The organism is Pseudomonas sp. TWR1-1-4 (assembly GCF_049897165.1).
In the GTDB taxonomy this organism is placed as follows: Bacteria; Pseudomonadota; Gammaproteobacteria; order Pseudomonadales; family Pseudomonadaceae; genus Aquipseudomonas; species Aquipseudomonas canadensis.
The window spans coordinates 738703-763340 of the sequence record NZ_JAFCVS010000005.1 but is presented as its reverse complement, the minus strand read 5'-3'; the positions used below and the strand labels follow the sequence as shown (position 1 = coordinate 763340).

At 60.0% G+C, this 24638-nt stretch carries 23 protein-coding genes; 20 read left to right on the top strand and 3 right to left on the bottom strand.

What is annotated here, in order from left to right; genetic code table 11:
- Positions 1-265: 265 nt before the first annotated feature.
- Both ACP7C6_RS19320 and ACP7C6_RS19315 read right to left on the bottom strand, forming a co-directional pair.
- Complete coding sequence (locus tag ACP7C6_RS19320; RefSeq protein WP_426109116.1) at positions 266-1486, bottom strand: CaiB/BaiF CoA transferase family protein; 1221 nt, start codon at positions 1484-1486, stop codon at positions 266-268.
- A 13-nt stretch (positions 1487-1499) separates the two neighbouring features.
- Entirely contained in the window at positions 1500-2681 is a 1182-nt protein-coding gene (locus ACP7C6_RS19315; protein WP_003187423.1) for an acyl-CoA dehydrogenase, read from the bottom strand.
- A gap of 157 nt (positions 2682-2838) precedes the next feature.
- On the opposite strand from ACP7C6_RS19315, the gene ACP7C6_RS19310 reads away from it, so the two are divergent.
- From ACP7C6_RS19310 to ACP7C6_RS19215, 20 genes are all read left to right on the top strand, one after another.
- Entirely contained in the window at positions 2839-3738 is a 900-nt protein-coding gene (locus tag ACP7C6_RS19310; RefSeq protein ID WP_311893485.1) for a LysR family transcriptional regulator, read from the top strand.
- A gap of 452 nt (positions 3739-4190) precedes the next feature.
- Positions 4191-5312: a Re/Si-specific NAD(P)(+) transhydrogenase subunit alpha gene (locus ACP7C6_RS19305; protein ID WP_010207879.1), complete on the top strand. Its 1122-nt coding sequence runs from the start codon at positions 4191-4193 to the stop codon at positions 5310-5312.
- A 15-nt stretch (positions 5313-5327) separates the two neighbouring features.
- The gene (locus ACP7C6_RS19300; protein ID WP_003187417.1) at positions 5328-5648 is read left to right on the top strand and encodes an NAD(P) transhydrogenase subunit alpha; all 321 of its coding nucleotides are present in this window, start codon (positions 5328-5330) and stop codon (positions 5646-5648) included.
- Complete coding sequence (locus ACP7C6_RS19295; protein ID WP_426109115.1) at positions 5648-7084, top strand: NAD(P)(+) transhydrogenase (Re/Si-specific) subunit beta; 1437 nt, start codon at positions 5648-5650, stop codon at positions 7082-7084. Before ACP7C6_RS19300 ends, ACP7C6_RS19295 begins: the two co-directional genes overlap by 1 nt.
- Before the next feature lie 179 nt (positions 7085-7263).
- Positions 7264-8757, top strand: a complete 1494-nt coding sequence (locus ACP7C6_RS19290; RefSeq protein ID WP_028618673.1) for an acetyl-CoA hydrolase/transferase family protein — start codon at positions 7264-7266, stop codon at positions 8755-8757.
- Positions 8758-9075: 318 nt separating this feature from the next.
- Positions 9076-9291 carry a DUF1127 domain-containing protein gene (locus tag ACP7C6_RS19285; protein ID WP_010168694.1) on the top strand — a complete coding sequence of 72 codons (216 nt, stop codon included), beginning with the start codon at positions 9076-9078 and terminating at the stop codon, positions 9289-9291.
- 262 nt (positions 9292-9553) lie between these two features.
- Positions 9554-9739, top strand: a complete 186-nt coding sequence (locus ACP7C6_RS19280) for a DUF1127 domain-containing protein (protein ID WP_122686960.1) — start codon at positions 9554-9556, stop codon at positions 9737-9739.
- A gap of 136 nt (positions 9740-9875) precedes the next feature.
- Positions 9876-10196 (top strand): DUF2388 domain-containing protein, encoded by a 321-nt coding sequence (locus ACP7C6_RS19275; RefSeq protein WP_028618671.1) that lies wholly within the window; start codon positions 9876-9878, stop codon positions 10194-10196.
- Positions 10197-10276: 80 nt separating this feature from the next.
- The gene (locus tag ACP7C6_RS19270; protein WP_068937356.1) at positions 10277-10585 is read left to right on the top strand and encodes a DUF2388 domain-containing protein; all 309 of its coding nucleotides are present in this window, start codon (positions 10277-10279) and stop codon (positions 10583-10585) included.
- A gap of 38 nt (positions 10586-10623) precedes the next feature.
- Positions 10624-10944, top strand: a complete 321-nt coding sequence (locus tag ACP7C6_RS19265) for a DUF2388 domain-containing protein (RefSeq protein ID WP_028618669.1) — start codon at positions 10624-10626, stop codon at positions 10942-10944.
- A complete protein-coding gene (locus tag ACP7C6_RS19260; RefSeq protein ID WP_028618668.1) occupies positions 10941-12902 on the top strand; it encodes a DUF4105 domain-containing protein in 1962 nt (653 codons plus the stop codon). Before ACP7C6_RS19265 ends, ACP7C6_RS19260 begins: the two co-directional genes overlap by 4 nt.
- Positions 12903-13141: 239 nt before the next feature.
- Positions 13142-14449 (top strand): CitMHS family transporter, encoded by a 1308-nt coding sequence (locus ACP7C6_RS19255; protein ID WP_028618667.1) that lies wholly within the window; start codon positions 13142-13144, stop codon positions 14447-14449.
- 64 nt (positions 14450-14513) lie between these two features.
- Positions 14514-15281: a TerC family protein gene (locus ACP7C6_RS19250; RefSeq protein WP_014716354.1), complete on the top strand. Its 768-nt coding sequence runs from the start codon at positions 14514-14516 to the stop codon at positions 15279-15281.
- A gap of 210 nt (positions 15282-15491) precedes the next feature.
- Positions 15492-17150, top strand: a complete 1659-nt coding sequence (locus ACP7C6_RS19245; protein WP_016978808.1) for a Na/Pi cotransporter family protein — start codon at positions 15492-15494, stop codon at positions 17148-17150.
- Positions 17151-17207: 57 nt separating this feature from the next.
- Positions 17208-18590 carry a M16 family metallopeptidase gene (locus ACP7C6_RS19240; RefSeq protein ID WP_028618666.1) on the top strand — a complete coding sequence of 461 codons (1383 nt, stop codon included), beginning with the start codon at positions 17208-17210 and terminating at the stop codon, positions 18588-18590.
- A 72-nt stretch (positions 18591-18662) separates the two neighbouring features.
- Positions 18663-19694 carry a DUF5924 family protein gene (locus ACP7C6_RS19235; RefSeq protein WP_028618665.1) on the top strand — a complete coding sequence of 344 codons (1032 nt, stop codon included), beginning with the start codon at positions 18663-18665 and terminating at the stop codon, positions 19692-19694.
- Positions 19695-19748: 54 nt separating this feature from the next.
- A complete protein-coding gene (locus ACP7C6_RS19230; RefSeq protein ID WP_308908181.1) occupies positions 19749-20897 on the top strand; it encodes an ABC transporter permease in 1149 nt (382 codons plus the stop codon).
- A complete protein-coding gene (locus tag ACP7C6_RS19225; RefSeq protein WP_236318430.1) occupies positions 20894-21697 on the top strand; it encodes an ABC transporter ATP-binding protein in 804 nt (267 codons plus the stop codon). The genes ACP7C6_RS19230 and ACP7C6_RS19225 overlap by 4 nt, the downstream gene beginning before the upstream one ends.
- A 1-nt stretch (position 21698) precedes the next feature.
- Positions 21699-22637, top strand: a complete 939-nt coding sequence (locus ACP7C6_RS19220) for an MlaD family protein (protein WP_028618662.1) — start codon at positions 21699-21701, stop codon at positions 22635-22637.
- Complete coding sequence (locus ACP7C6_RS19215) at positions 22634-23245, top strand: ABC-type transport auxiliary lipoprotein family protein (RefSeq protein WP_068937345.1); 612 nt, start codon at positions 22634-22636, stop codon at positions 23243-23245. The genes ACP7C6_RS19220 and ACP7C6_RS19215 overlap by 4 nt, the downstream gene beginning before the upstream one ends.
- Before the next feature lie 112 nt (positions 23246-23357).
- On the opposite strand, the gene ACP7C6_RS19210 is transcribed toward ACP7C6_RS19215, so the two are convergent.
- Entirely contained in the window at positions 23358-24587 is a 1230-nt protein-coding gene (locus ACP7C6_RS19210; protein ID WP_016978801.1) for a nucleoside recognition domain-containing protein, read from the bottom strand.
- Between the last annotated feature and the right edge of the window lie 51 nt (positions 24588-24638).

Sequence of the window (24638 nt, the reverse complement as noted above, 5' to 3'; positions counted from 1 at the left end):
ATTCTACAGCGTTACACGCTGCTGTCAACACCTCTTTTTCAACTTCCTTTTGGCTTCGATGAACTGAAGCAACCTGCTGCCGAAACCTACATAACTCATTGTTTACCAAGGAGTTTTCCGTTTCGACTGCGCCGGAAGTGGGGCGAATTATAGACGTCTGAAATTTGCCGTCAACCCTTGATTTTGCTTTTCTATCGATTACTTAAAACTGATTAAAAAACCACCAATAAAGGGCCATCAGCATCTTCTATATAGAAGATGCGACTCAGATAACACCTGCCGCCTTGAGAGCAACCACATTCGCCGCGCCCAACCCCAATACATCCTGAAGCACTTGAGCCGTGTGCTCACCCAGCAGAGGAGGCGCATTGCGGTACTCCAACGGCGTCTTGGACAACCGTATTGGACTGGCAACCTGAGGCACCATCCCCGCCAACGCATGGGGCAGCGCCATTGCCAACCCGCGCGCCTTGACCTGAGGGTCGGCGAACACCTGCGCCAGGTCATTGATCGGCCCACAAGGCACGCCCACGCGCTCCAACTGCGACACCCACTCAGCCGTCGTCTTGAACACCGTCGCCTGACGAATCAAAGGAATCAGTTCCGCCCGATTCGCCACCCGCACCTTATTAGTAGCGAAGCGCGGATCATCCGCCCACTGTGGCTGCCCAGCCACTTCGGCAAACTTACGAAACTGCCCGTCATTACCCACCGTCAGGATGAAATCACCGTCGGCGGTAGGGAAGTCCTGATAGGGCACGATATTCGGATGCGCATTACCCAGCCGCTTTGGCGACGCCCCTGTTGTCAGGTAATTCATCGCCTGGTTGGCCAGACAGGCCACCTGCACATCCAGTAACGCCATATCGATGTGCTGCCCGCCACCGTCATGATCCCGATGAGCCAGTGCCGCCAGTATCGCCACTGTAGAGTAAAGCCCCGTAAGAATGTCCGTCAGCGCCACACCCACCTTTACTGGCCCGGCACCATCATCCCCCTCAGGGCGACCGGTCAGGCTCATGAGGCCGCCCAACCCCTGAATCATGAAGTCATAGCCCGCCCGCGCCGCGTAGGGCCCGGTCTGGCCAAAGCCCGTGATCGAGCAGTAGATCAGCTCGGGATTGATCTCCTTGAGCGACTCATAGTCCAACCCATACGCGGCAAGCCCGCCTACCTTGAAGTTTTCAATGAGGATGTCCGACTTGGCCGCCAGCTCACGCACCAACGCCTGCCCCTCCGGCCGCGTGAAATCGATCGTCACCGACTGCTTGTTGCGATTGGCTGACAGGTAGTACGCCGCCTCACTGGTGTTCTCGCCATAGGCATCCTTAAGAAAGGGCGGCCCCCAAGCGCGCGTATCGTCGCCGCTACCCGGCCGCTCAACCTTGATCACTTCAGCCCCAAGGTCCGCAAGGATCTGCCCGGACCAGGGGCCCGCCAGTACTCGCGATAGATCCAGTACCCGCAGATGCGAAAGCGCGCCCATGGCCGTGCTCCTATTAATAGAACGCCTGAAGACCGGTTTGCGCACGCCCCAGAATCAGAGCATGCACGTCATGAGTACCTTCATAGGTATTCACGACCTCCAGGTTGACCAGGTGGCGCGCCACGCCGAACTCGTCGGAAATACCGTTGCCGCCGAGCATGTCGCGTGCCATACGCGCGATATCCAGGGATTTGCCACAGGAGTTGCGCTTCATGATCGAGGTGATTTCAACCGCTGCCGTACCCTCATCCTTCATACGCCCCAGACGCAGGCAGCCTTGCAGGGCCAAAGTGATCTCGGTCTGCATGTCGGCCAATTTCTTCTGGATCAGTTGAGTTGCAGCCAAAGGACGGCCGAATTGCTGGCGATCCAGGGTGTATTGGCGAGCGGTATGCCAGCAGAACTCAGCAGCACCCAAAGCCCCCCAAGAAATGCCATAACGCGCAGAGTTGAGACAGGTGAAAGGCCCCTTCAAACCACGCACGTCCGGAAAAATGTTCTCTTCCGGCACGAACACATTGTCCATGACGATTTCACCGGTGATAGAAGCGCGAAGCCCGACTTTGCCATGAATCGCCGGCGCACTCAGGCCCTTCCAGCCTTTCTCCAAGACAAAGCCACGGATGTCACCGGCGTCGTCCTTGCCCCACACCACAAACACATCCGCGATCGGGCTGTTGGTGATCCACATCTTCGCGCCCGTCAAGCTGTAACCGCCGTCCACTTTTCGAGCCCGGGTAATCATCGCACCTGGATCAGACCCATGATTGGGCTCGGTCAGGCCAAAACAGCCGATCCATTCCCCAGACGCCAACTTCGGCAAGTACTTCTGTTTCTGCGCCTCGGTGCCGAACTCGTTGATCGGCACCATCACCAGCGAAGACTGCACACTCATCATCGAGCGATAGCCGGAGTCGACGCGCTCCACTTCGCGCGCGATCAACCCATAACTGACGTAATTCAAGCCACTGCCGCCGTACTGCTCAGGAATCATCGCACCGAGCAAACCGGTCTCGCCCATCTCGCGAAAAATCGCAGGGTCGGTCTTTTCATGGCGAAAGGCTTCAAGCACGCGCGGCGCCAGCTTGTCCTGGGCGAACTGCTCAGCACTGTCGCGCACCATGCGCTCTTCTTCGGTGAGCTGTTGATCCAGCAGCAGTGGATCGATCCAGTTGAAGCTTGCCTTGCCAGCCATGAATAAGTCCTCGCGGGAAGAAACGAATGTCGTGGAACCAGCCTAGGCGCGACAAGCGCTCAGAGCAAACGAGGTTTCCGAATAGGGTTGTGCTAATTTCTCACTTCGAAACCGCCGAAAAGCGCGCATATGCGCTTTACATGTGAGGACACGGTATATGCGCAGAAAAATTCCCAGTACTACCGCCTTGGTCAGTTTTGAAGCGGCGGCCCGCCACGAAAGCTTTACCAAGGCCGCACACGAGCTTTCGATCACTCAAGGCGCCATCTGTCGACAGATCGCCAGCCTTGAGGAGTTTTTGAGTGTCGAGCTGTTTCGTCGCTCACGCCGAGGGGTAAAACTCACGGAAGCCGGGCTGTCGTACAGCCGCCGCGTAGCCACGCAACTGGATGCGGTGGAGCGCGACACGCTTTCCGTCATGGGTCAGCAGGGCGCTAACACCATCGAGTTGGCCGTGGTCCCGACATTTGGTACTCAGTGGCTGATCCCTCGCCTCAAGGATTTCCAACGCCAGCATCCTGAAGTCACGGTCAACCTGACGAACCGAACACGGCCCTTCCTGTTTGCCGATACCGAATTCGACGCCGCCATCTACTTCGGCGATGCCGATTGGTCCGGTACGGAATCGCACCGCCTGATGGGAGAGAATCCTGTCCCCGTGTGCAGCCCGCGACTGCTGGGTAAAAGCACGCAACTCAGCCCCCAGGAAATCGCAGAACTGCCCCTCCTGCAGCAAACGACGAGACCTTACGCGTGGCGCCAGTGGTTCAACGCCCAGCAGCTGAGCGTACCTCGCGACATGACAGGCCCCCGTTACGAGCTATTCTCGATGTTGTCTCAGGCCGCCATGCATGACATGGGGATCGCGCTGATCCCGCCGTTCCTCATTCAACGCGAACTAGAGGACGGCCAACTGGTAATCACAAGCCCCGAAGCACTGAGCAGTTCTAAGGCCTATTACTTGATGATTCCTGACAGAAAGGTCGAATCCGCCTCATTACACGCATTCAGGGACTGGCTGATCGACCAGTCACACCGCTACAGCCCTTGTATTTAAAGGTCAAAACAACATTATTGACTCTGTAGTCAGCAAATTTTCAATCCTACAGATATACATATATGTCGCATTTCAACAGACTGTATCTGTCAGGCGAAAATAGGACTCAAAGCCATGATCTATATGGCTTGCAGCGACTAATACAAGCCAATGACCGACTATTCACACCAACGATGTCAAAAGATTGCAAAAGCGCCTGCAGCCCTTTAAGCCCATGTATTTGAAGAGGTTATTTCAGCGTGTTGCGACAATCAGTCACAGGGTGACTTGTAGTTAATTTTTCGTCACCCGTCATAATCCCTTGAAGGCCGTAAAGTTCGCCTGCAAAATGCCGCGCCCCGCTGTCATTTCAGCGGGATCGTGCTGATCGGCCGCCCCAGTTGCGCCACTCGCGGTGCACTGGCCTTTTTACAAAAAGATCAAAAGCAAAAAGATCATGCAGGAGATTTGACGTGCACATTGGTGTTCCTCTCGAAACCCAGACCGGTGAAACGCGGGTGGCTGCCACCCCGGAAACCATCAAGAAGCTGATCGGCCAGGGCCATAAGGTCACTGTACAAAGCGGAGCCGGCATCAAAGCCAGCGTCGTCGACAGTGCCTATGAAACGGCAGGCGCAACCATTGGCAGTGCCAACGATGCGTTTGGCGCCGAGCTGATCCTCAAGGTGGTAGCCCCCAGCGACAGCGAACTTGCGCTGATCAAAAGCGGCACCGTATTGGTGGGCATGCTCAACCCGTTCAGTAACGAAACCATCGCCAAGCTCGCCGAGCGCGGCATCACCGCCTTTGCCCTCGAAGCTGCGCCGCGGACCTCGCGCGCTCAAAGCCTCGACGTGCTGTCGTCCCAGGCCAACATTGCCGGCTATAAAGCCGTGCTGCTCGCCGCTCATCACTACCCGCGCTTCATGCCGATGCTGATGACCGCCGCAGGCACCGTGAAGGCCGCACGCGTGCTGATCCTCGGCGCCGGCGTTGCAGGCCTGCAAGCCATCGCCACCGCGAAACGCCTCGGTGCAGTGATCGAAGCGTCTGACGTACGCCCGGCCGTTAAAGAGCAGATCGAATCCCTCGGCGCCAAGTTTGTCGACGTGCCTTACGAGACCGATGAAGAGCGCGAATGCGCCGTCGGTGTCGGCGGCTACGCCCGCCCAATGCCGACCAGTTGGATGCAACGCCAGGCCCTGGCCGTGCACGAACGCGCCAAGCAGGCCGACATTGTCATTACCACCGCCCTGATTCCCGGCCGCAAAGCGCCGACCTTGCTCAGCGCCGAAACCGTCGCACAGATGAAACCCGGCTCCGTGGTGATCGACCTTGCCGCTGCCCAAGGTGGCAACTGCCCGCTGACGGTTGCCGACCAGGTAGTCGTCGAGAACGGCGTGATCATCTGCGGCCCGACCAACCTGGCCGGCGCTGTCGCCGCCGATGCGTCAGCCTTGTACGCGCGCAACCTGCTGGACTTCCTGAAGCTGGTCTTCACCAAGGAAGGGCAGTTTGAAATCAACCTCGAAGACGACATCGTCGCCGCGTGCCTGATGTGCCGCGACGGCCAAGTCATCCGCAAAAACGCCTAAGCAGGGATTCAGACGATGGAAGAGCTTATCTCCCCCGGTATCTACAACCTGATCATCTTTGTGCTGGCGATTTATGTCGGTTACCACGTGGTCTGGAACGTAACCCCCGCGCTGCACACGCCATTGATGGCGGTAACCAACGCCATTTCCGCCATCGTGATCGTCGGCGCCATGCTGGCTGCGGCCCTCACTGTCACGCCACTGGGCAAGACTATGGGCACCCTGGCCGTGGCGCTCGCCGCAGTCAACGTGTTCGGCGGCTTCCTGGTCACCCGCAGAATGCTTGAGATGTTCAAGAAGAAAGCCCCGAAAGTAAAAGAAGAGGCGCCTAAGTAATGAGCATGAATCTCGTCACGACGCTCTACTTGATCGCGTCGATCTGCTTCATCCAGGCTCTCAAGGGCCTGTCGCACCCCACCACGTCGCGACGCGGCAACCTGTTCGGCATGCTCGGCATGGCGCTGGCGGTGCTCACCACCGTGGGCCTCATCTATAAGCTGGGCGCTGAGTTGGCTACCGCAGGCATTGGCTACGTAATCGTTGGCCTGCTGATCGGCGGCACCGCCGGCTCGTTCATGGCCAAGCGCGTAGAAATGACCAAGATGCCTGAACTGGTAGCGTTCATGCACAGCATGATCGGCCTGGCTGCAGTGTTCATCGCGATTGCCGCGGTGGTCGAGCCGCAGTCCCTGGGCATCGTCAAACACCTGGGCGACTCGATTCCTGCCGGTAACCGCCTGGAACTGTTCCTCGGCGCGGCCATCGGTGCCATTACCTTCTCCGGTTCGGTGATCGCCTTCGGCAAATTGTCCGGCAAGTACAAGTTCCGCCTGTTCCAGGGCGCACCGGTACAGTTCGGCGGCCAGCACAAACTGAACCTTGTGCTCGGCCTCGCTACGTTGGGCCTGGGCCTGGCGTTCATGTTCACCGGCAACCTCACCGCCTTCGCGCTGATGCTGGCCCTGGCCTTCGTGCTTGGCGTGCTGATCATCATCCCGATCGGCGGCGCGGACATGCCTGTGGTCGTCTCGATGCTCAACAGCTACTCCGGCTGGGCAGCGGCGGGCATCGGTTTCTCGCTGAACAACTCGATGCTGATCATCGCCGGCTCGCTGGTGGGCTCCAGCGGCGCGATCCTGTCGTACATCATGTGCAAGGCGATGAACCGTTCCTTCTTTAATGTACTGCTCGGCGGTTTCGGCAATGCGCCGGATGCCGGTGCAGCGGCGGGCTCTAAAGAAGCACGCCCGGTCAAATCCGGCTCGGCTGACGACGCGACCTTCCTGCTGACCAACGCCGACACCGTGATCATCGTCCCGGGTTACGGCCTTGCCGTGGCACGTGCACAGCATGCGCTCAAGGAACTGACCGAGAAGCTGACCCACCACGGCGTCACCGTGAAGTACGCGATCCACCCAGTGGCCGGCCGTATGCCAGGGCACATGAACGTCCTGCTCGCCGAGGCCGAAGTGCCTTACGACCAGGTGTTCGAGATGGAAGACATCAACTCCGAGTTCGGCCAGGCCGACGTGGTGCTGGTGCTGGGCGCGAACGACGTGGTCAACCCGGCCGCCAAGAACGATCCGAATTCACCGATCGCAGGCATGCCGATTCTCGAAGCCTTCAAGGCCAAGACGATCATCGTCAACAAACGCTCAATGGCCAGCGGCTACGCCGGCTTGGACAACGAGCTGTTCTACCTGGACAAGACCATGATGGTCTTCGGTGATGCCAAGAAGGTCATCGAAGACATGGTCAAAGCCGTCGAGTAACACTGCTTCAGCGCAATACTCGAAACCCCGGCCTCCAGTAGGCTGGGGTTTTTTATTACCGCATGAAACCCGACCAAAGGCTCTAAATCGCTGCCTGGCATTCGACCATGGTAGCGGGCCGAATTTTTTTGAAATCACTAAACTGCGCACCTTGCTTCCGTAGCCTGAGATAACAATCCATGTACCGTGATCGTATCCGCTTGCCTTCGTTGTTGAACAAGGTCATGAGCGCGGCAGACGCCGCCGCACTGATCGAGGACGGCATGACCGTCGGCATGAGCGGCTTCACCCGTGCCGGTGAAGCCAAGGCCGTCCCCCACGCTCTGGCCGAACGCGCCAAGACCTCGCCGCTGAAAATCACCCTGATGACCGGCGCCAGCCTGGGAAATGACCTGGACAAGCAACTGACCGAAGCGGGCGTACTGTCGCGACGCATGCCGTTCCAGGTCGACAGCACCTTGCGCAAGGCGATCAACGCCGGCGAAGTGATGTTTATCGACCAGCACCTGTCGGAAACCGTCGAGCAACTGCGCAACAATCAGCTCAAGCTACCGGATATTGCGGTGATTGAAGCGGTCGCGATCACTGAGCAAGGCCATATTGTGCCCACCACGTCTGTGGGCAACTCGGCCAGCTTTGCGATTTTCGCCAAGCAGGTGATCGTCGAGATCAACCTGGCGCACAACCCGAACCTGGAAGGGCTGCACGACATTTATATCCCGACGTACCGGCCAACCCGTACGCCGATCCCGCTGGTGAAGGTCGATGACCGGATTGGCAGCACTGCTATTCCGATCCCACCGGAAAAGATCGCCGCCATCGTCATCACCAACCAGGCCGATTCCGCCTCGACCGTGACGCCACCCGACAGCGACACCCAAGGCATCGCCAATCACCTGATCAACTTCCTCAAGCAGGAAGTCGACGCCGGCCGCATGACCAACAAACTCGGCCCGTTGCAGGCCGGCATCGGCAATATCGCCAACGCAGTGATGTGTGGCTTGATCGAATCGCCGTTCGAAGACCTGACCATGTATTCGGAAGTGTTGCAGGATTCGACCTTCGACCTGATCGACGCGGGCAAGCTGAGCTTTGCTTCGGGCAGCTCGATCACCTTGTCAGAACGGCGCAATGCCGACGTGTTCGGCAACCTGGAAAAGTACAAGGACAAACTGGTGCTGCGCCCGCAAGAGATCTCCAACCATCCGGAAGTGGTGCGTCGCCTGGGCATCATCGGCATCAACACCGCGCTGGAGTTCGATATCTACGGCAACGTCAACTCCACCCATGTCTGCGGCACGCGGATGATGAACGGTATTGGCGGCTCCGGGGATTTCGCGCGCAATGCGCACCTGGCGATCTTTGTTACCAAATCCATTGCCAAAGGCGGGGCGATTTCCAGCGTGGTGCCGATGGTCAGCCATGTGGACCACACCGAGCATGACGTCGATATCCTGGTCACCGAAGTTGGGCTTGCCGACCTGCGTGGCCTGGCGCCACGGGAACGGGCCCGGGTGATCATCGATAACTGTGTGCACCCTGCCTATCGCGATGCCCTGAACAGTTACTTCAACGCTGCTTGCGCCGTCGGCGGGCACACGCCCCACATCCTGCGCGAAGCACTGAGCTGGCACATCAACCTGGAAGAAACCGGGCATATGCTCAAGGCGTGATTGATACAGATCCGGGCTGATGCAAAAACAGTTTCATCAGCCCGGCATCCTCAACGCCATTCCTGCAAAAAACTGTACTGCTGTACCGGTCATTTCCTACCGAAATATCCCACACATCACTACGAAAACACCAATTTCGCACCACTTCAGTGCGTATAGGTACAGTTGCCTCATTTATGTACAGTACAGCACCCATAAACAGTTAACTGGCCCCTCACAATACAAGGGAACTGTATCTAGAGAGTCTTGCGTCGGAAGAGGATCATTGGCATCAGTTAAACCACTACCTAATCCCGCCACAAGCGGAAGGATGTCATCATGGAACGTACACTCAGTTCCGATCTGTTCTTCGAAGAAAAAGCTGTAAACACCCAGGCCTCCCTGCCTCTGCGCGTTATCGCCAACCTGATGTTGTGGCAGCGCCGCATCTCCAGCCGCCACCAATTGGCTCGTCTGGATTCGCGTCTGCTGGCTGACGCAGGCATCAGCGAAGCTCAACGCTACGAAGAGCTGAGCAAGCCGTTCTGGCGCTGATTTAGCGCTCGCTGGCCCTGACCTACCGGGTACACCGCCAGCACCCTGATTTGTCAAAGCAAAGCCCGCCCCGGGAAATCGGAGGCGGGCTTTGTTGTTTTCGGGGCTTGGGTTTTCAACGGAAAACAGTGACACAATTCGTGGACAGGTACAGTTTAAAAAATACAACAGTTAAGCAGTACAATTTAACTCCAGTGTATCTGTATCGGTCACATCCTCTCGCTGAACATGGTGTTCCAAGACCTCATGAAAGGTGCACGCCATGGACACGCCATCCCACAGCTATAAGCGGTTGTTAAGTCGAGCCGCTTCGATCCTCGCCAAATGGCTACGCCAGGCCTATGAACGGCGCCAACTGTCTCAGCTTGATAGCCGTGAACTGTCCGACCTGGGCATCAGTCCTGGCGAACGAATGAACGAGCTGTCCAAACCGTTCTGGCGTGACTAGGCAGTCAAGACGCTTCCCGAACGGATAAACGGCGGCTTAATATCCAGTCACCACGTGGCGAACCGCGTAGTACGGGCGTCTGATCCCCAATGGCTGCCCTGCGCCACCTTATCCGTTCATCTACAGGAGTCATCCCATGTCCCGTCTTCGCCTGCTGAGTGCCGCCGCCCTGTTGGCCCTGGCTGCCAACGCCAACGCGACCAGCTTCATCGTGACCACCGACTCCATCGTCGGCGCGCTGAAGGCCACCTCCGACGCTACTTCCGATGCCACGTCGTCCCTGCGCGACAATAAAGTCGTGCGCGCCGCCCGTGACGACGCCGCCAGCTTTGTTGCTAGTGAAGGCGCCATCCGTGGCGTGAAACTGGAGAGCGCCCTGGCACAGATTCGCCAACAAGCGCCGCAGTTGAACACCGCGACTGACGCACAGTTGGCCCAGGCCATCCTGGCGATCTGAATACAAGGCTGATGCCTGGGCGCTGGCTCTCGCCCGGGCATTACGCTAGCCTTGGCGCTCGTTTTAAGTTGTCGAGTCCCATGGCTTTTTCATACCGCCTTTTAATAGTTCCACTATTGCTTTGTGGCGCCTGGTCGCCCGTGGCTTCGGCTTTCGACCTGAGCACCCAAAGCACCGTCGCCAGTGCGTACGCCTCCAGCAAGGTGACGTCCGCGCCCTTCGACAGAAAAGTGATTATGGCCGCCCAGGACGACGCGGCTGCGTTTATCGCCACTGACGGCCAATGGCGGGGCGCACGGCTGGAATCCGCGCTGGATTATCTGCGCCGCAGCCAACCAAAACTTAACGCCAGCGACCTTGAACTGGCGCAAGCAATTCTCGTCCAATAATCATCTTTGTATTCCATCTTTTTCATTGGAGTCATCTCATGCGTAGCCCGCTGATCGCCGCCGCCCTTGGCCTGCTGTTATTGGCCGACGTTGCCCAGGCACAAACCCTGGTGGCCACCAGTAACATCATTGTTCGCGCCTCTGGTCGCACCATTGATTTCACCTCGGACACCACCACCTCCATACGCGACTCCAAAGTCGTGCGCGAGGCCCACGACGACGCTGCCAGCTTCGTCGCCACCAACGGCGAGATCCGTGGCGCACGCCTGGAAGCCGCCTTCGACACCCTGCGCACACGTCTGCCGGAAGCCCGCGACGCCAGTGACCAGACCCTCGCCGAAGCTATTCTCGCACTGTGAGGCGAATTGCCGCCTGGCTCCTGGCCGGGGTTGTGCTGCTGTGTGCCAGCGCAGCCCAAGCCGGCCTGCAACTGCGACTCAAGACCGATGGCTTGAGCCCTGCTGAACTGCAGGCCAGCCAGGCGTTGCTCGACGAAGCGATGCGCGCTTTACCGCCTAGCTTCGTCGAGCAGTTGGACCGACGCATCGATGTCGGCTGGACCGACAAGATGCCCGAGAACGCCTACGGGCAAGCCTCCCTGGTGTCCGAGCTGGACCTCAACCGCAACTTGCTCGCCAGCCTCACCGACGGCAGCGCCGCCACCCAGAAAACCAATCGCCCCCACGGCACCGTGCGCCGCGAAATGCTCGCCACCGTGCTGCATGAGCTGACCCACATTTATGACCGTGCACGCCTGTGGTCCAAAGCAGACCGCGCACTGATCAACCGCTGCAGCCGCCAGAACAATCTCACCGGCCTGATCGGCCTGCCTGATCAATGCCGGGGCCAGAATGGCCGACGCTTTACCCTCAGCGATGACCCGCGCCTGCTAGACCTTGCCGGCTGGCCGCAATACGTCGGTCGTCGTGGCGAACGCGAACAGAACAACCATCAGGTCGCGCGCAGCCCGGACATCTACGAAACCACCAGCCCCTTGGAATTCGTCGCAGTCAACATGGAGTACTTCCTGCTTGACCCGAGCTACGCCTGCCGCCGTCCCTCGCTGTTCCGTTATTACAAAGAACACTTTGGCTGGGCGCCGCCGAACCAAGAAACCTGCGCCAACACCTATGCTTTCCTGAACGCCGGCAACGATTTCGCCAAGACGCCGCTGGGCCATGTCGACCCGGAGCGCGTCTACGAAATCGACTACCTGCTGGCCGAAGCCAACCAAAACCTGGTGAGCCGCTGGGGCCACAGCATGCTGCGCCTGGTGATCTGCGCGCCAGGCCGTCCGCGTGGTCCGGATTGTCGGCTGGATCTGGACCAGCACCTGGTGTTGTCCTACCGCGCGTTTGTCGGTGACGTACAGCTGTCGAGCTGGGACGGCCTGGTCGGCAAATACCCGTCGCGCCTGTTTGTCCTGCCGTTGGCGCAAGTGATCGACGAGTACACCAAGACCGAGTTGCGCGGCCTGGCCTCCGTGCCGTTGAAACTGACCCGCCAGGAAATCAACGACACCGTCGAGCATGCCGCCGAGATGCACTGGAGCTACGACGGTAATTACTTCTTCATTTCCAACAACTGTGCGGTGGAGAGCCTGAAACTGTTACGCAGTGGCAGCGCCAACCCGCAACTGACCGGCCTGGACAACATAACCCCCAACGGTTTGCTTGAGGTATTGAGTGCTCGTGGCCTGGCCGACACCAGCGTACTGGACGACAAACGCCGGGCGTTACGCCTGGGCTATCACTTCGACTCCTTCCGCGAACGCTACCAAGCGATGTTCGATGTACTGCGCAAGCATCTGCCGATCCAGCAGACCCAGGTCGAAGACTGGCTGTCCCTCAGCGCAGAGGAGCGCCGCCAGTGGTTCGGCCAGGCAGATCTGCGCACCAGCGCCGCATTACTGCTGCTTGAACAGGCGAGTTTTCGCAAGCAGTTGATGCTGGCCCAGGACGAAGTCAAACAACGCTACCTCGGCGCCCGCGAGCTGAAAAACGGCGGCATGGAGAAAGCCAACGCTACGCTGCAACAGATCCTCGCCAACAGCGGCTTCCTCAGCCGTCCGGCAGAACTCTTGGGCAGCGGCGGCTACGGCCTGCCGCAGCCTTCGGAAGCCAAGCGCCTGGAATCGGAAAGCGCCGAGCGCCAGAAGCAACTGCAATCACTGACTGGCGAGTTGGATAAAGAGGTGAGGGCGCTGCTGGACCCTTCGCGCTCCGCCGAGATTGCCGCCTGCGAAGCCAATCTCAAGCAGGTAGGCGAGCATTTGCGGGCCTTGCACAAGGCGGCGGGCGGCCTGGAGCTGCCCTGAAACGCCGAGTAACCCTTCATCAGCCTTTCATCCAGCGAAAGCTGGCTGAAAGCTTACCCGTCTAGGATCGCCCCCACTGCCGGCAACAGACCGGCTGTTAACAACAACAATGGTGATTCCCGATGTCCGCTCGTACCCGCCTGTTCGCCCCAACTCCACCCGTACGCCTCGTGCCTTTCGTTCTGCGCTGACCCCCTCGGTTCGCCATTCCCTAGCCGCGCTACGCCTGGAGTATTCCTATGCTGACTTTCCTTGGCTTTGCCATGGTCATCACGTTCATGTTCCTGATCATGACCAAGCGCCTGTCCGCGCTGATCGCCCTGATCATTGTGCCGATCCTGTTCGCGCTGTTCGGCGGTTTCGCGCCGGAGATCGGTCCGATGATGCTCGCGGGCATCACCAAGCTCGCGCCGACCGGCGTGATGCTGATGTTCGCCATTCTCTACTTTGCCCTGATGATCGACTCCGGCCTGTTCGACCCGGCCGTGCGCAAGATCCTCAAGATGGTCAAGGGCGACCCGCTGAAAGTCTCGGTCGGCACCGCTGTGCTGGCCCTGGTGGTGTCCCTCGACGGTGACGGCGCCACCACCTACATGATCTGCGTGGCCGCCATGCTGCCGCTGTACCAGCGCATCGGCATGAGCCCGCGGATCATGGCTGGCTTGATCATCCTCGCCGGTGGCGTGATGAACATGACCCCCTGGGGTGGTCCGACCGCCCGCGCCGCCAGTGCGTTGCATGTGGACCCATCGGACATTTTCGTACCGATGATCCCGGCAATGGCCGCCGGCGTCGTCGCAATCCTGGTGATTGCCTACATGTACGGCCTGCGTGAACGTGCACGCCTGGGTGAATTGCACCTGCAAGGCGACGAGATCGACCACAGCGAAATCAGCGTGTCGCAATTCCCGGACGCTCGTCGCCCGAAACTGATCTGGTTCAATGGCGCGCTGACGTTCGCCCTGATGTGCACGTTGATCGCCGGCCTGTTGCCCCTGCCGGTGCTGTTCATGGTGGCGTTCAGTATTGCGATGATCGTCAACTACCCCTGCCTGCAGATGCAGAAAGACCGCGTCGCCGCTCACTCCGGCAGCGTATTGGCGGTGGTGGGGCTGATCTTCGCGGCCGGTATCTTCACCGGCATCCTGTCGGGCACCGGCATGGTCGATGCCATGTCCAAGAGCCTGCTGGCCGTTATCCCTGACGCGCTGGGCCCGTACCTGGCCGTGATCACCGCGCTGGTGAGCATGCCGTTTACGTTCTTCATGTCCAACGATGCGTTCTACTACGGCGTATTGCCAGTACTCGCCGAAGCCGCCAGCCACTACGGCATCACTGCGGCAGAAATGGGACGTGCGTCGATCGTCGGCCAACCTGTGCACCTGTTGAGCCCGCTTGTACCCTCGACCTACCTGCTGGTCGCTTTGGCGGGTATCGAGTTTGGCGATCACCAGCGCTTTACCCTCAAGTGGGCAGTGCTGGTGTGCCTGTGCATAATGGTCGCCGCTTTGCTGATGGGGATTATTCCGCTGTTCAGCACTCTATAATCCAAACACCCAACCGCGCGGCGCTGCAGCTTGCGCGGTTTAACACTCGCTCAAAGGAATACACATGGAATGGCTGACCAATCCGGAAATCTGGATTGCCTTCTTCACCCTGACGGCCCTCGAGATCGTCCTGGGCATCGATAACATCATCATGATTTCGATCCTGGTCAGCCGCATGCCCAAGCATATGCAGGCGCGCACCCGGATCTTCGGCTTGGCGCTGGCCATGGTCACGCGCATTCTGTTGCTGCTGTCGATCACCTGGGTGATGCAACTGACCGCCGACCTGTTCGTGGTCTTCGGCCAAGGCATTTCCGGTCGCGACCTGATCCTGTTCTTCGGTGGCCTGTTCCTGCTGTGGAAAAGCTCCCAGGAGATGTACCACGCGCTGGAAGGTGAAGACGAAACCCACGACGAGCCGAAGGGCGCCGGTGGCAAGTTCATCTACACCATCATCCAGATCGCGATCATCGACATCGTGTTCTCCCTGGACTCGGTCATCACCGCTGTCGGCATGGTGTCCCACGTTCCGGTCATGGTCGCGGCGATTGTCGTGGCGGTATTGGTGATGATGTTGGCTGCTGGCACCATCAGCGAGTTCATCGACAAGCACCCGTCGCTGAAAATGCTGGCGCTGTCGTTCCTGCTGGTCGTGGGTACCGTGCTGATCGCGGAATCCTTCGATGTGCACGTGCCAAAAGGCTACGTCTACTTCGCCATGGCGTTCTCGCTGGCGGTGGAAGCGGTGAACATCAAGATGCGCACCGCCATCGCGAAAAAGAAAAAACAGCAGGATCCGGTGAAACTGCGCAAAGACATTCCGGGTCAATAAACCCGAGCCAGACAAAAAGGGGCTTTTTAAGCCCCTTTTTTGCATCCACAAAAAGTTGATTTCATGACAGTTTTGTTTCAATCCCCACTTTAGCTATGCGATGCTGGCGCAGAGCCCATTCGCCAACTACAGCTTAAGTACAAGACGTAGAGCGGCACGCGGCAACTTTCCTTCGCTCACTTTAGAGCGCACCCACACGGGGGGCCGAGCATGCTGACCTTGCTCAATCTGCTTTCCGCCGTGACCCTGCTTATCTGGGGCACGCACATCGTCCGTACCGGCATCCTGCGGGTCTACGGTTCCAACTTGCGCCAAGTCATCGGGCAGAACATGTCCAAGCGCTGGCTGGCGTTTATCGCCGGTATCCTGGTGACGGCCATGGTGCAGAGCAGCAACGCCACGGCGATGCTGGTGACCTCCTTCGTCGGCCAGGGCCTCATGGGCCTGATGCCCGCCCTGGCGACCATGCTCGGCGCCGATGTCGGTACTGCGTTGATGGCGCGGGTGCTGACGTTCGATTTGTCCTGGCTGTCGCCGCTGCTGATTTTTCTTGGGGTGATTTTCTTCCTGTCGCGCAAGCAAACGCGGGCAGGGCAGTTGGGACGCGTGGGGATCGGCCTCGGGCTGATCATCCTTGCGCTGCAACTGATCGTGGAAGCCGCCGGCCCCATCACCCACGCCCAAGGCGTGAAAGTGTTGTTCGCATCGTTGACCGGCGACATCTTGCTCGACGCCCTGGTCGGCGCCTTGTTCGCGATGATTTCCTACTCCAGCCTGGCCGCCGTCCTACTGACCGCGACTCTGGCCGGCGCAGGCGTGATCGGCTTGCATGTCGCGATCGGCCTGGTGATCGGCGCCAACATCGGCAGCGGCGTGCTGGCCTTCCTCAGTACCAGCATGCAGAACGCGGCCGGGCGCCAGGTCGCGCTGGGCAGCCTGCTGTACAAATTGATCGGCCTGTTGCTGATCATTCCTGTGCTGGACCCGCTGGTGCTGTGGATGGATGGCTTGGACTACAGCGCCCAAGGCATGGTCATCACCTTCCACCTGCTTTACAACGTGAGCCGTTGCCTGATCCTGTTGCCCACCATCGGCCCGATGGCAAAACTGTGCGCCTGGCTGCTGCCCGAGCGTGAAGAGGTCAACGGCAAAGCCAAGCCGCGCCATCTGGACCTGACGGCACTCAGCACCCCAAGCCTGGCCCTGGCCAACGCCGCCCGTGAAACCCTGCGCCTGGGCGACCTGATCGACAACATGCTGACCGCCATGCAGGAAGTGCTGCGCGGCAAACAGACCGCCATCACCCAGGAAATGCGCAGCCTCAGCGACGACGTCGAATCGCTGTACAGCGCGATCAAGCTCTACCTGGCGCAAATGCCCCGCGAAGACCTCAGTGAGCAGGACAGCCGGCGCTGGGCCGAAATCATCGAGCTGTCGATCAACCTGAAACTGGCCGGCGACCTGATCGAACGCATGCTGCGCAAAGTTCAGCAGCAGAAAACTTCCCAGCGTCGCCAGTTTTCGGAAGTGGGCCTGGAAGAACTCACTGGCCTGCACAGTCAGTTGATCGCCAACCTGCGCCTGGGCCTGTCAGTGTTCCTCAGCGCCGACCCGGAAAGTGCCCGCCAGTTGCTGCGCGAAAAACGCCGATTCCGCGCCCAGGAACGCCGCCTGGCCCACGCGCACGTGAGTCGCCTGCAGAGAAAAATCGTACAGAGTCTGGAGACCAGCTCCCTACACCTGGAGCTGATTGCGGACATGAAACGCCTCAACTCGTTGTTTTGCAGCAGTGCTTATGTAGTGTTGGAAACATCCGACACCGGCGCGCTCTCCGCCGAAGATATTGCCGACATCACACATTCGCCCTGAACGTACTATGGCCCGCGAAGTCAGTTAAAACTGACCTCACTCGCCAGGAAGCTTGTTATGCGTCGCCTGTTGTTCGCCTGTCTGCTCATGGGCTCTGCCCATGCCTTTGCCTTTGACCGCCTGCAAGTCGAGGGCTACACCTTGCCCAATGGCCTGCAATTGCTGCTCAAGCCGGGCACCGAACGTGGGCATGTGGCGATCCGCCTGGTGGTCGGCGTGGGTCTGGATGACTTCAGTTGCGAGGACAAAGAGCTGCCGCACCTGCTGGAACACTTGCTGTTCAGCGGCATCGACGGCGGTGGAGAAGGTGAGCTGGAAGACCGCATGCAAGCCCTGGGCGGCGAGTGGAACGCCTATACCAGCAACGCCGACACCACCTTCGTGATCGAGGCGCCCGCGCAAAACCAGCGCAAGGTGCTGGACCTGCTGCTGGCGATCCTCACCCGCACCGAATTGACCGACGCCAATATCAACGCCGCCAAGCGGGTGGTGGAGCGCGAAGACGGCGGCCACTACTCACACCTGCAACGCCTGCTGGACCGCCAGGATCTAGGCCACACCGCCAGCAATCAACTGGCCGTCGAGCTGGGCCTCAAATGCGCCGAACGCGCCGAGGTCGACCATCTGACTCGCGACCAGTTGGAGAACCTGCGCAAAAACTGGTACGCGCCCAACAACATGACCCTGATCATCGTCGGTGACCTCGACAAATTGCTGCCGGCCTATCTGGAACGTACCTATGGCCAGCTCGACCCGGTCGAACCCACGGAACACCCGGCACTCCCGGAAATCCAGCATGCCGCCGCCGCCCACCGCGAACTGATCCACGGCTGGGTCGGCGATAGCGCCAAACTGCACTGGATGCTCCCTGAGCCAGTACTGGACGACGGGCATGATGAAACCTACGACCTGCTCAAGGACTACCTCGACTGGGCGTTGTACCGCCAACTGCGCCTCAAGCACGGCTTGTCCTACGGCCCGTGGAGCGAACGCGAAGTGCTCGGCGGCGTCGGCTTCCTCAGCCTGAATGCCGACCTTGAGCGGGAAAACCTCCCCGAAGCCGAACAGGTGCTCCAGGACCTCAGGGCGCAGCTGCTCAAAGACGGTCTCGACCCGGCGGTATTCGCCCGCCTGCAACAGGCCGCCGTCGCCCGTCAGGCCTGGGCCGTGCAGGGCAACAGTGCACTGGCCGACTATTACTGGAGCGCTTCCGGCGATTACAACAACGGCCACTTCAGCGACCCGGTCAAACGCATCAAGGCCGTGAGTCTGGACCAGACCAACCAGGCCATGCGCCAAGTGTTCAAGCAACCCGGCTACTGGCGTATCGAGAAGCCGCTGCTCAGTTACGACCTGCTGAGCTGGATCGGCGCCGGTGTCCTAGGGCTGATCGCCTTTGTGTTGATCGGCGTACGGCTTTATCGCAAACGGATCGCGTAATGACGCAACGGACGACGGACTAAGACGTTATTCTGTCTAGGATTTTTTCCTACAAAGACTGCGAACCGCCAGATGCCAAACCTGACCCACGTAATCCAGCGCATTCTCGAGCTGATGAAGCGCTACCCAGGGGTGATTGCACTCGGCGGCTTCATCTCGGGTGTGGGCAGCTTCATCCTGGTGGACCGCCAACAGGGCATGGCCAGTTGGATCGCAGTGATCATGCTGGTGAGCTGGCTGTGGCTGATGCTGGAAAACAGCTTCACCCAGCTGTTCACCAAGGTCTTCAAGCGCGAAATCCCCGAACCGCTACTGCGCTATGCAACCCAGATGATCCATCAGGAAAGTCTGTTTTTTGTGCTGCCGTTCTTTTTCATCACCACCGCCTGGAACAGCGGCCAATCGATTTTTACCGGCCTGCTCGGCGCGGCGGCGCTGGTGTCGATTGTCGACCCGCTGTACTACAAATGGTTGGCGCCCAAACGTTCACTGTTCCTCGCGCTGCACACCTTCACACTGTTCGCCGCGCTGCTCACCGCGCTGCCGATCATCCTGCACCTGACCACGGCCGAGAGTTACAAGCTGGCCCTCGGCGTGGCCATGGCGTTGTCGATTCCGAGCCTGGCCGTCAGCATGCCGCTACGCAGCCTTAAAGGCTGGGCGATGTTGCTCGGGGTCACGGCCGCCATTGGTTGCGCCGGATGGTTCCTGCGCAGTTGGGTGCCACCGGCCACCTTGTGGATGACTGAAGTGGCCATCAGCACACAGTTGCAAGACCGCACGCCGGGCGACGACCTCAAGGAAGTCACCGCCGCCCAACTGCGCAGCGGCGGGCTGTATGCCTACACCGCGATCAACGCGCCGCGCGGGTTGGATGAGCGCATCTACCATGTGTGGCAATTCAACGGCAAAGAGGTCGACCGCATCGCCTTGGATATCCATGGCGGACGCAAAGAGGGCTACCGCGCCTGGACCCACAAGCAGAACTTCCCCGGCGACGCCGTGGGTCGCTGGCAAGTACGCGTGCTGACTGAAGACGGGCAGGTAATCGGCGTGCTGCGCTTCAAAGTGACGGACTCAGCACAAACGGACAACCCAAAGTAGGCAGGTTCGTGCTATTACGTAGGAATTGTGGATAGCCAAACAAGCTCGGAGCTTATGACCCCCCCTACGACGGCCGGTGCAGCCCACCTCGATACGTCCACCACCCCGCCACAGCTGAGGATTACGGGGGACTGGACGCTTGCCCACTATGCCAACCTAAAGAAGCTGTCGGACAAGCTCGACGGCCAATACGACGCCGGCGCGCGCATCGATCTCAACGGCCTCGGTGCCCTGGATACTGCCGGCGCGTCGTTGCTGGTGGAGTTGCTGGGGCCGACCCGCATCGAGCAATCTGCCGAGCAGACTGACTGCAGCTTGTCTGCCGCCGACCGCGCACTGCTCAAGACCGTCTACCGCTCCCTGAATGATTTTTGCGTACCGGACAAAGCACCGGAAGAAGCCGCTGGCATTCAGGTGCTGGCGCGCATTGGCCGGGCGGTGGACACCGTCTGGCAGGACAGCAAGAAACTGCTGGGTTTTATCGGCCTGATTCTCGAAACCTTCGCCCGTGGAATATTCCGTCCCAAGCGCTGGCGCATCACGCCCATGGTCGCGCATCTGGAACAGGTCGGCCTCGACGCCGCGCCCATCGTGGCCCTGCTGACCTTTTTGGTGGGTGCCGTGGTGGCATTCCTCGGCGCCACCGTGCTCAAGAGTTTTGGCGCGACTATTTTCACCGTCGACCTGGTGGCGTTCTCTTTCCTGCGGGAGTTCGGCGTGTTGCTGACGGCGATCCTGATCGCCGGTCGCACCGCCAGTGCCTTTACCGCCCAGATCGGCTCGATGAAGGCCAACGAAGAAATCGACGCAATCCGCACCCTGGGCCTGGACCCGATGGAGTTGCTGGTGCTGCCTCGCGTACTGGCGCTGCTGGTGGCATTGCCGATGCTGACCTTCCTGGCGATGCTCTCGGGGATTGTCGGCGGCGGCGTGGTCTGCGCCGTGGCCCTGGATATTTCGCCGGCAATGTTCCTGTCGCTGCTGCAATCGGACATTGGCGTCCAGCACTTCCTGGTGGGCATGGTGAAAGCGCCGGTTTTTGCGTTCCTGATTGCCGCCATTGGCTGCTTGGAGGGCTTCAAGGTCAGCGGCAGTGCCGAGTCGGTCGGTGCCCACACCACCTCCAGCGTGGTGCAATCGATCTTTGTGGTGATCGTGCTGGATGCGGTCGCCGCGCTGTTCTTCATGGAGATGGGCTGGTGAGTCGTCTACACCGAGCGCCCGCCGAGGCGGTGATTGAAGTGCGCGGCCTGTGCAATCGCTTTGGCAGTCAGAGCGTGCACGAGAACCTCGACCTGGATTTGTACAAAGGCGAGATCCTCGCGGTGGTCGGCGGCTCCGGCAGCGGCAAGTCGGTGCTGCTGCGCAGTATCGTCGGCCTGCGTCGACCCAGCGAAGGCGAAGTGCGGGTGTTCGGCAAGAACCTGCCGAACCTGCCGGAACATGAGCGTTCCCTGGTGGAACGGCGCTTCGGCGTGCTGTTCCAGAAGGGCGCGCTGTTTTCTTCGCTGACCGTGACCGAAAACGTCGCGCTGCCGTTGATCGAACATGCCGGCCTCAGCCGCCGCGACGCCGAGCACTTGGCCGCGGTGAAACTCGCCCTGGCCGGGTTGCCATTGTCGGCGGCCGACAAGTACCCGGCTTCACTGTCCGGCGGCATGATCAAGCGCGCCGCCCTGGCCCGCGCGCTGGCGTTGGACCCGGACATCCTGTTCCTCGACGAACCCACCGCCGGGCTCGACCCGATCGGCGCGGCGCAATTCGACCAACTGATCCTGACCCTGCGCGATGCGCTGGGCCTGAGTGTGTTTCTGGTCACCCACGACCTGGACACGCTGTACACCATCACCGACCGCGTGGCGGTGCTGGCGCAGAAGAAAGTGCTGGTGGCCGATGCCATCGATGTTGTCTCGGAAACGGACGACGCATGGATCCACGAATATTTCCACGGCCCCCGTGGCCGCGCGGCATTGGATGCCGCTCAATCGCTTAACGAGGTATGACATGGAAACCCGAGCCCATCATGTGATGATCGGTCTGTTCAGCGTGATCGTGGTGGTCGGCGCGATGCTGTTCGGCCTGTGGCTGGCCAAGTCCAGCGTCGACAGCGCCTTTCAGGACTACGAAGTGATCTTCAACGAAGCCGTCAGTGGCTTGTCCCAGGGCAGTTCGGTGCAGTACAGCGGGATCAAGGTGGGCGATGTCATCAGCCTGAGCCTGGACCCCAAGGATCCGCGCCGCGTCCTGGCACGTATCCGCCTGGCCGGGCAGACGCCGGTCAAGGAAGACACCCAGGCAAAGCTGGCCCTGACCGGCATCACGGGTACCTCGATCATCCAGCTCAGTGGCGGCACCCCGCAGAGTCCGGAACTCAAGGGCAAGGACGGTAACCTGCCACAGATCATCGCCTCACCATCGCCCATCGCACGCCTGCTGAACAATAGCAACGACCTGATGACCAGCATCAACCTGCTGCTGCACAACGCCAACCACATGTTCTCCCGCGAGAACGTCGAGCGCCTGAGCAACACCCTGGAAAACCTGCAACAAACCACCGGCGCCATCGCCGACCAGCGCGGCGATATCAAGGTGGTGATGCAGCAACTGATGCAGGTGAGCAAACAGGCGAGCGCTGCCCTGGAGCAGACCACTGTGCTGATGCGCAACGCCAACGGTTTGCTCAACGAACAAGGCAAGCAGGTCTTCGGCAGTGCCGAACAGGCCATGAAATCCCTTGAACAAAGCACCGCGACCATCAACACCTTGCTGACAGACAACAAGGACTCGGTGAACAGCGGCATGCAAGGCCTCAATGAACTGGCGCCGGCCGTGCGCGAACTGCGCGAAACCCTCGGTTCGCTACGCGCCATCTCCCGCCGCCTGGAAGCCAACCCCAGCGGGTACCTGCTGGGCAGCGACAAGAACAAGGAGTTCACGCCATGAAGCGTGCTTACCAAATGATCGCCCCTGTGGCCTTGGCGCTGGTGAGCGCGTGCTCGATCCTGCCCAAGGCCGACCCTTCGGATGTGTATCGCCTGTCCTCGGCCCAGACAGTCAGCCAGGCCACGCCGGTCAGTTGGTCGCTGCGCGTGAACAAGCCGCAGACCAGCGAATTTCTCGACAGCCCGCGCATTGCCGTGGTGCCCAATGGCGACCTGATCAGCAGTTATGCCAACTCGCGCTGGAGCGACCCGTCGCCGGTGCTGCTGCGCAACCGCTTCATGGACGGCTTCCAGCGCGATGGCCGGGTGACGCTGCTGAGCACCGACGACACCAACCTGCAGTCCGACTATGAGCTGGGCGGGCAATTGCAGGCGTTCCAGAGTGAATACCACGGCAGTGCGGTGGAGGTGGTGATTCGCCTGGATGCGCGGTTGGTGCGCGGCAGTGACCAGCGAATTGTTGCCAGCCGACGGTTTGAGGTGCGGCAGCCGGTGAGCGACACCAAGGTGCCAGCGGTGGTGGCCGGGTTTGGGCAGGCGGGGGATCAGTTGAATAAGCAGGTGGTGGATTGGGTGGTGAGTCAAGGCACGGCAGCGCACCCACTGTAGGAGCGAGCTTGCTCGCGAAAATCGTCAACGATAACGCAGCGCTATCAGCCTGCCCGCGTTGCCGATACGTTCTTCGCGAGCAAGCTCGCTCCTACAGGTTTGGGTACAAGCCTCAGCCAAAGAACCAGTAGCACACCGCAATAGCAGCAACGACACCGGCCAACTCCGCCAGCAACGCACACCCCACCGCGTGCCTGGCGCGCTGGATACCCACCGACCCAAAGTACACCGCCAACACATAGAAGGTGGTCTCGGTACTGCCCTGAATCGTCGCTGCCACCAGCGCCGGGAAGCTGTCTACACCTTGAGTCTGCATGGTCTCGATCAACATCGCCCGCGCAGCGCTGCCGGAAAACGGCTTGACCATCGCAGTCGGCAAGGCATCGACAAAGCGTGTGTCCATGCCGGTCCAGGCGACCACATGGCGAATGCCTTCCAGGCCGAAATCCAGGGCGCCCGAAGCGCGCAACACACCCACGGCACACAGCATCGCCACCAGGTAGGGCAGCAGGTTCTTGGCCACGTCGAAGCCTTCTTTTGCGCCTTCGACAAATGCCTCGTAGACCTTGACCTTGCGCAACGCGCCGATCACCAGAAACAGCATGATCAACCCGAACAGCGTGAGGTTGCCGAGGATCGACGACAAGCCAGCCAGCGCCGTCGCGGAAAGGGTCGCCAGCAATGCCATGAAGCCGCCCAACACCAGTGCGCCCGGAATCAGATAGGCCAGCACTACCGGATCCCACAGCCGCAGGCGCTGCATGATCGCCACCGAGAGCAGGCCGACCAGGGTTGAGGCGCTGGTCGCCAGCAGGATCGGCAGAAACACCAGCGTCGGGTCCGCCGCGCCTTGCTGGGCGCGGTACATGAAGATGGTCACCGGCAGTAGCGTCAGCGACGACGCGTTGAGCACCAGAAACAGGATCTGCGCATTACTCGCGGTGTTGGGGATGGGGTTGAGTTCCTGCAGCGCCTTCATCGCTTTCAAGCCGATAGGCGTCGCCGCGTTATCCAAGCCCAGGCCGTTGGCGGCGAAGTTGAGGGTGATCAAACCGATCGCGGGGTGGCCGGCAGGCACTTCCGGCATCAGGCGGCGAAACAGCGGGCCAAGGGCCTTGGCCAGCCAATCGACAATTCCGGCCTTCTCGGCGATGCGCAAGAAACCCAGCCACAGGGTCAGGGTGCCGAACAGCAGCACCATCACTTCCACCGACAGTTTGGCCATGGCGAAAATGCTTTCGACCATTGCCGCGAAAATTCCGGCGTTACCGCCGACCAGCCATTGCGCCAGTGCCGACACCATTGCCACGACAAAGAAGCCAAGCCACAGGCCATTGAGCATCAGTTGAATCCCCCGAAGAATGGAGCGAATGATAGCGGGGCTGGCAGAAAC

What these genes read in the sequence shown, in the direction of transcription:
- ACP7C6_RS19320 (WP_426109116.1), bottom strand. Translation starts at nt 1,486, where the DNA reads ATGGGCGCGCTTTCGCATCTGCGGGTACTGGATCTATCGCGAGTACTG.
- ACP7C6_RS19315 (WP_003187423.1), bottom strand. Translation starts at nt 2,681, where the DNA reads ATGGCTGGCAAGGCAAGCTTCAACTGGATCGATCCACTGCTGCTGGAT.
- ACP7C6_RS19310 (WP_311893485.1), top strand. Translation starts at nt 2,839, where the DNA reads ATGCGCAGAAAAATTCCCAGTACTACCGCCTTGGTCAGTTTTGAAGCG.
- ACP7C6_RS19300 (WP_003187417.1), top strand. Translation starts at nt 5,328, where the DNA reads ATGGAAGAGCTTATCTCCCCCGGTATCTACAACCTGATCATCTTTGTG.
- ACP7C6_RS19295 (WP_426109115.1), top strand. Translation starts at nt 5,648, where the DNA reads ATGAGCATGAATCTCGTCACGACGCTCTACTTGATCGCGTCGATCTGC.
- ACP7C6_RS19290 (WP_028618673.1), top strand. Translation starts at nt 7,264, where the DNA reads ATGTACCGTGATCGTATCCGCTTGCCTTCGTTGTTGAACAAGGTCATG.
- ACP7C6_RS19285 (WP_010168694.1), top strand. Translation starts at nt 9,076, where the DNA reads ATGGAACGTACACTCAGTTCCGATCTGTTCTTCGAAGAAAAAGCTGTA.
- ACP7C6_RS19280 (WP_122686960.1), top strand. Translation starts at nt 9,554, where the DNA reads ATGGACACGCCATCCCACAGCTATAAGCGGTTGTTAAGTCGAGCCGCT.
- ACP7C6_RS19275 (WP_028618671.1), top strand. Translation starts at nt 9,876, where the DNA reads ATGTCCCGTCTTCGCCTGCTGAGTGCCGCCGCCCTGTTGGCCCTGGCT.
- ACP7C6_RS19270 (WP_068937356.1), top strand. Translation starts at nt 10,277, where the DNA reads ATGGCTTTTTCATACCGCCTTTTAATAGTTCCACTATTGCTTTGTGGC.
- ACP7C6_RS19265 (WP_028618669.1), top strand. Translation starts at nt 10,624, where the DNA reads ATGCGTAGCCCGCTGATCGCCGCCGCCCTTGGCCTGCTGTTATTGGCC.
- ACP7C6_RS19255 (WP_028618667.1), top strand. Translation starts at nt 13,142, where the DNA reads ATGCTGACTTTCCTTGGCTTTGCCATGGTCATCACGTTCATGTTCCTG.
- ACP7C6_RS19250 (WP_014716354.1), top strand. Translation starts at nt 14,514, where the DNA reads ATGGAATGGCTGACCAATCCGGAAATCTGGATTGCCTTCTTCACCCTG.
- ACP7C6_RS19245 (WP_016978808.1), top strand. Translation starts at nt 15,492, where the DNA reads ATGCTGACCTTGCTCAATCTGCTTTCCGCCGTGACCCTGCTTATCTGG.
- ACP7C6_RS19240 (WP_028618666.1), top strand. Translation starts at nt 17,208, where the DNA reads ATGCGTCGCCTGTTGTTCGCCTGTCTGCTCATGGGCTCTGCCCATGCC.
- ACP7C6_RS19235 (WP_028618665.1), top strand. Translation starts at nt 18,663, where the DNA reads ATGCCAAACCTGACCCACGTAATCCAGCGCATTCTCGAGCTGATGAAG.
- ACP7C6_RS19230 (WP_308908181.1), top strand. Translation starts at nt 19,749, where the DNA reads ATGACCCCCCCTACGACGGCCGGTGCAGCCCACCTCGATACGTCCACC.
- ACP7C6_RS19220 (WP_028618662.1), top strand. Translation starts at nt 21,699, where the DNA reads ATGGAAACCCGAGCCCATCATGTGATGATCGGTCTGTTCAGCGTGATC.
- ACP7C6_RS19215 (WP_068937345.1), top strand. Translation starts at nt 22,634, where the DNA reads ATGAAGCGTGCTTACCAAATGATCGCCCCTGTGGCCTTGGCGCTGGTG.
- ACP7C6_RS19210 (WP_016978801.1), bottom strand. Translation starts at nt 24,587, where the DNA reads ATGCTCAATGGCCTGTGGCTTGGCTTCTTTGTCGTGGCAATGGTGTCG.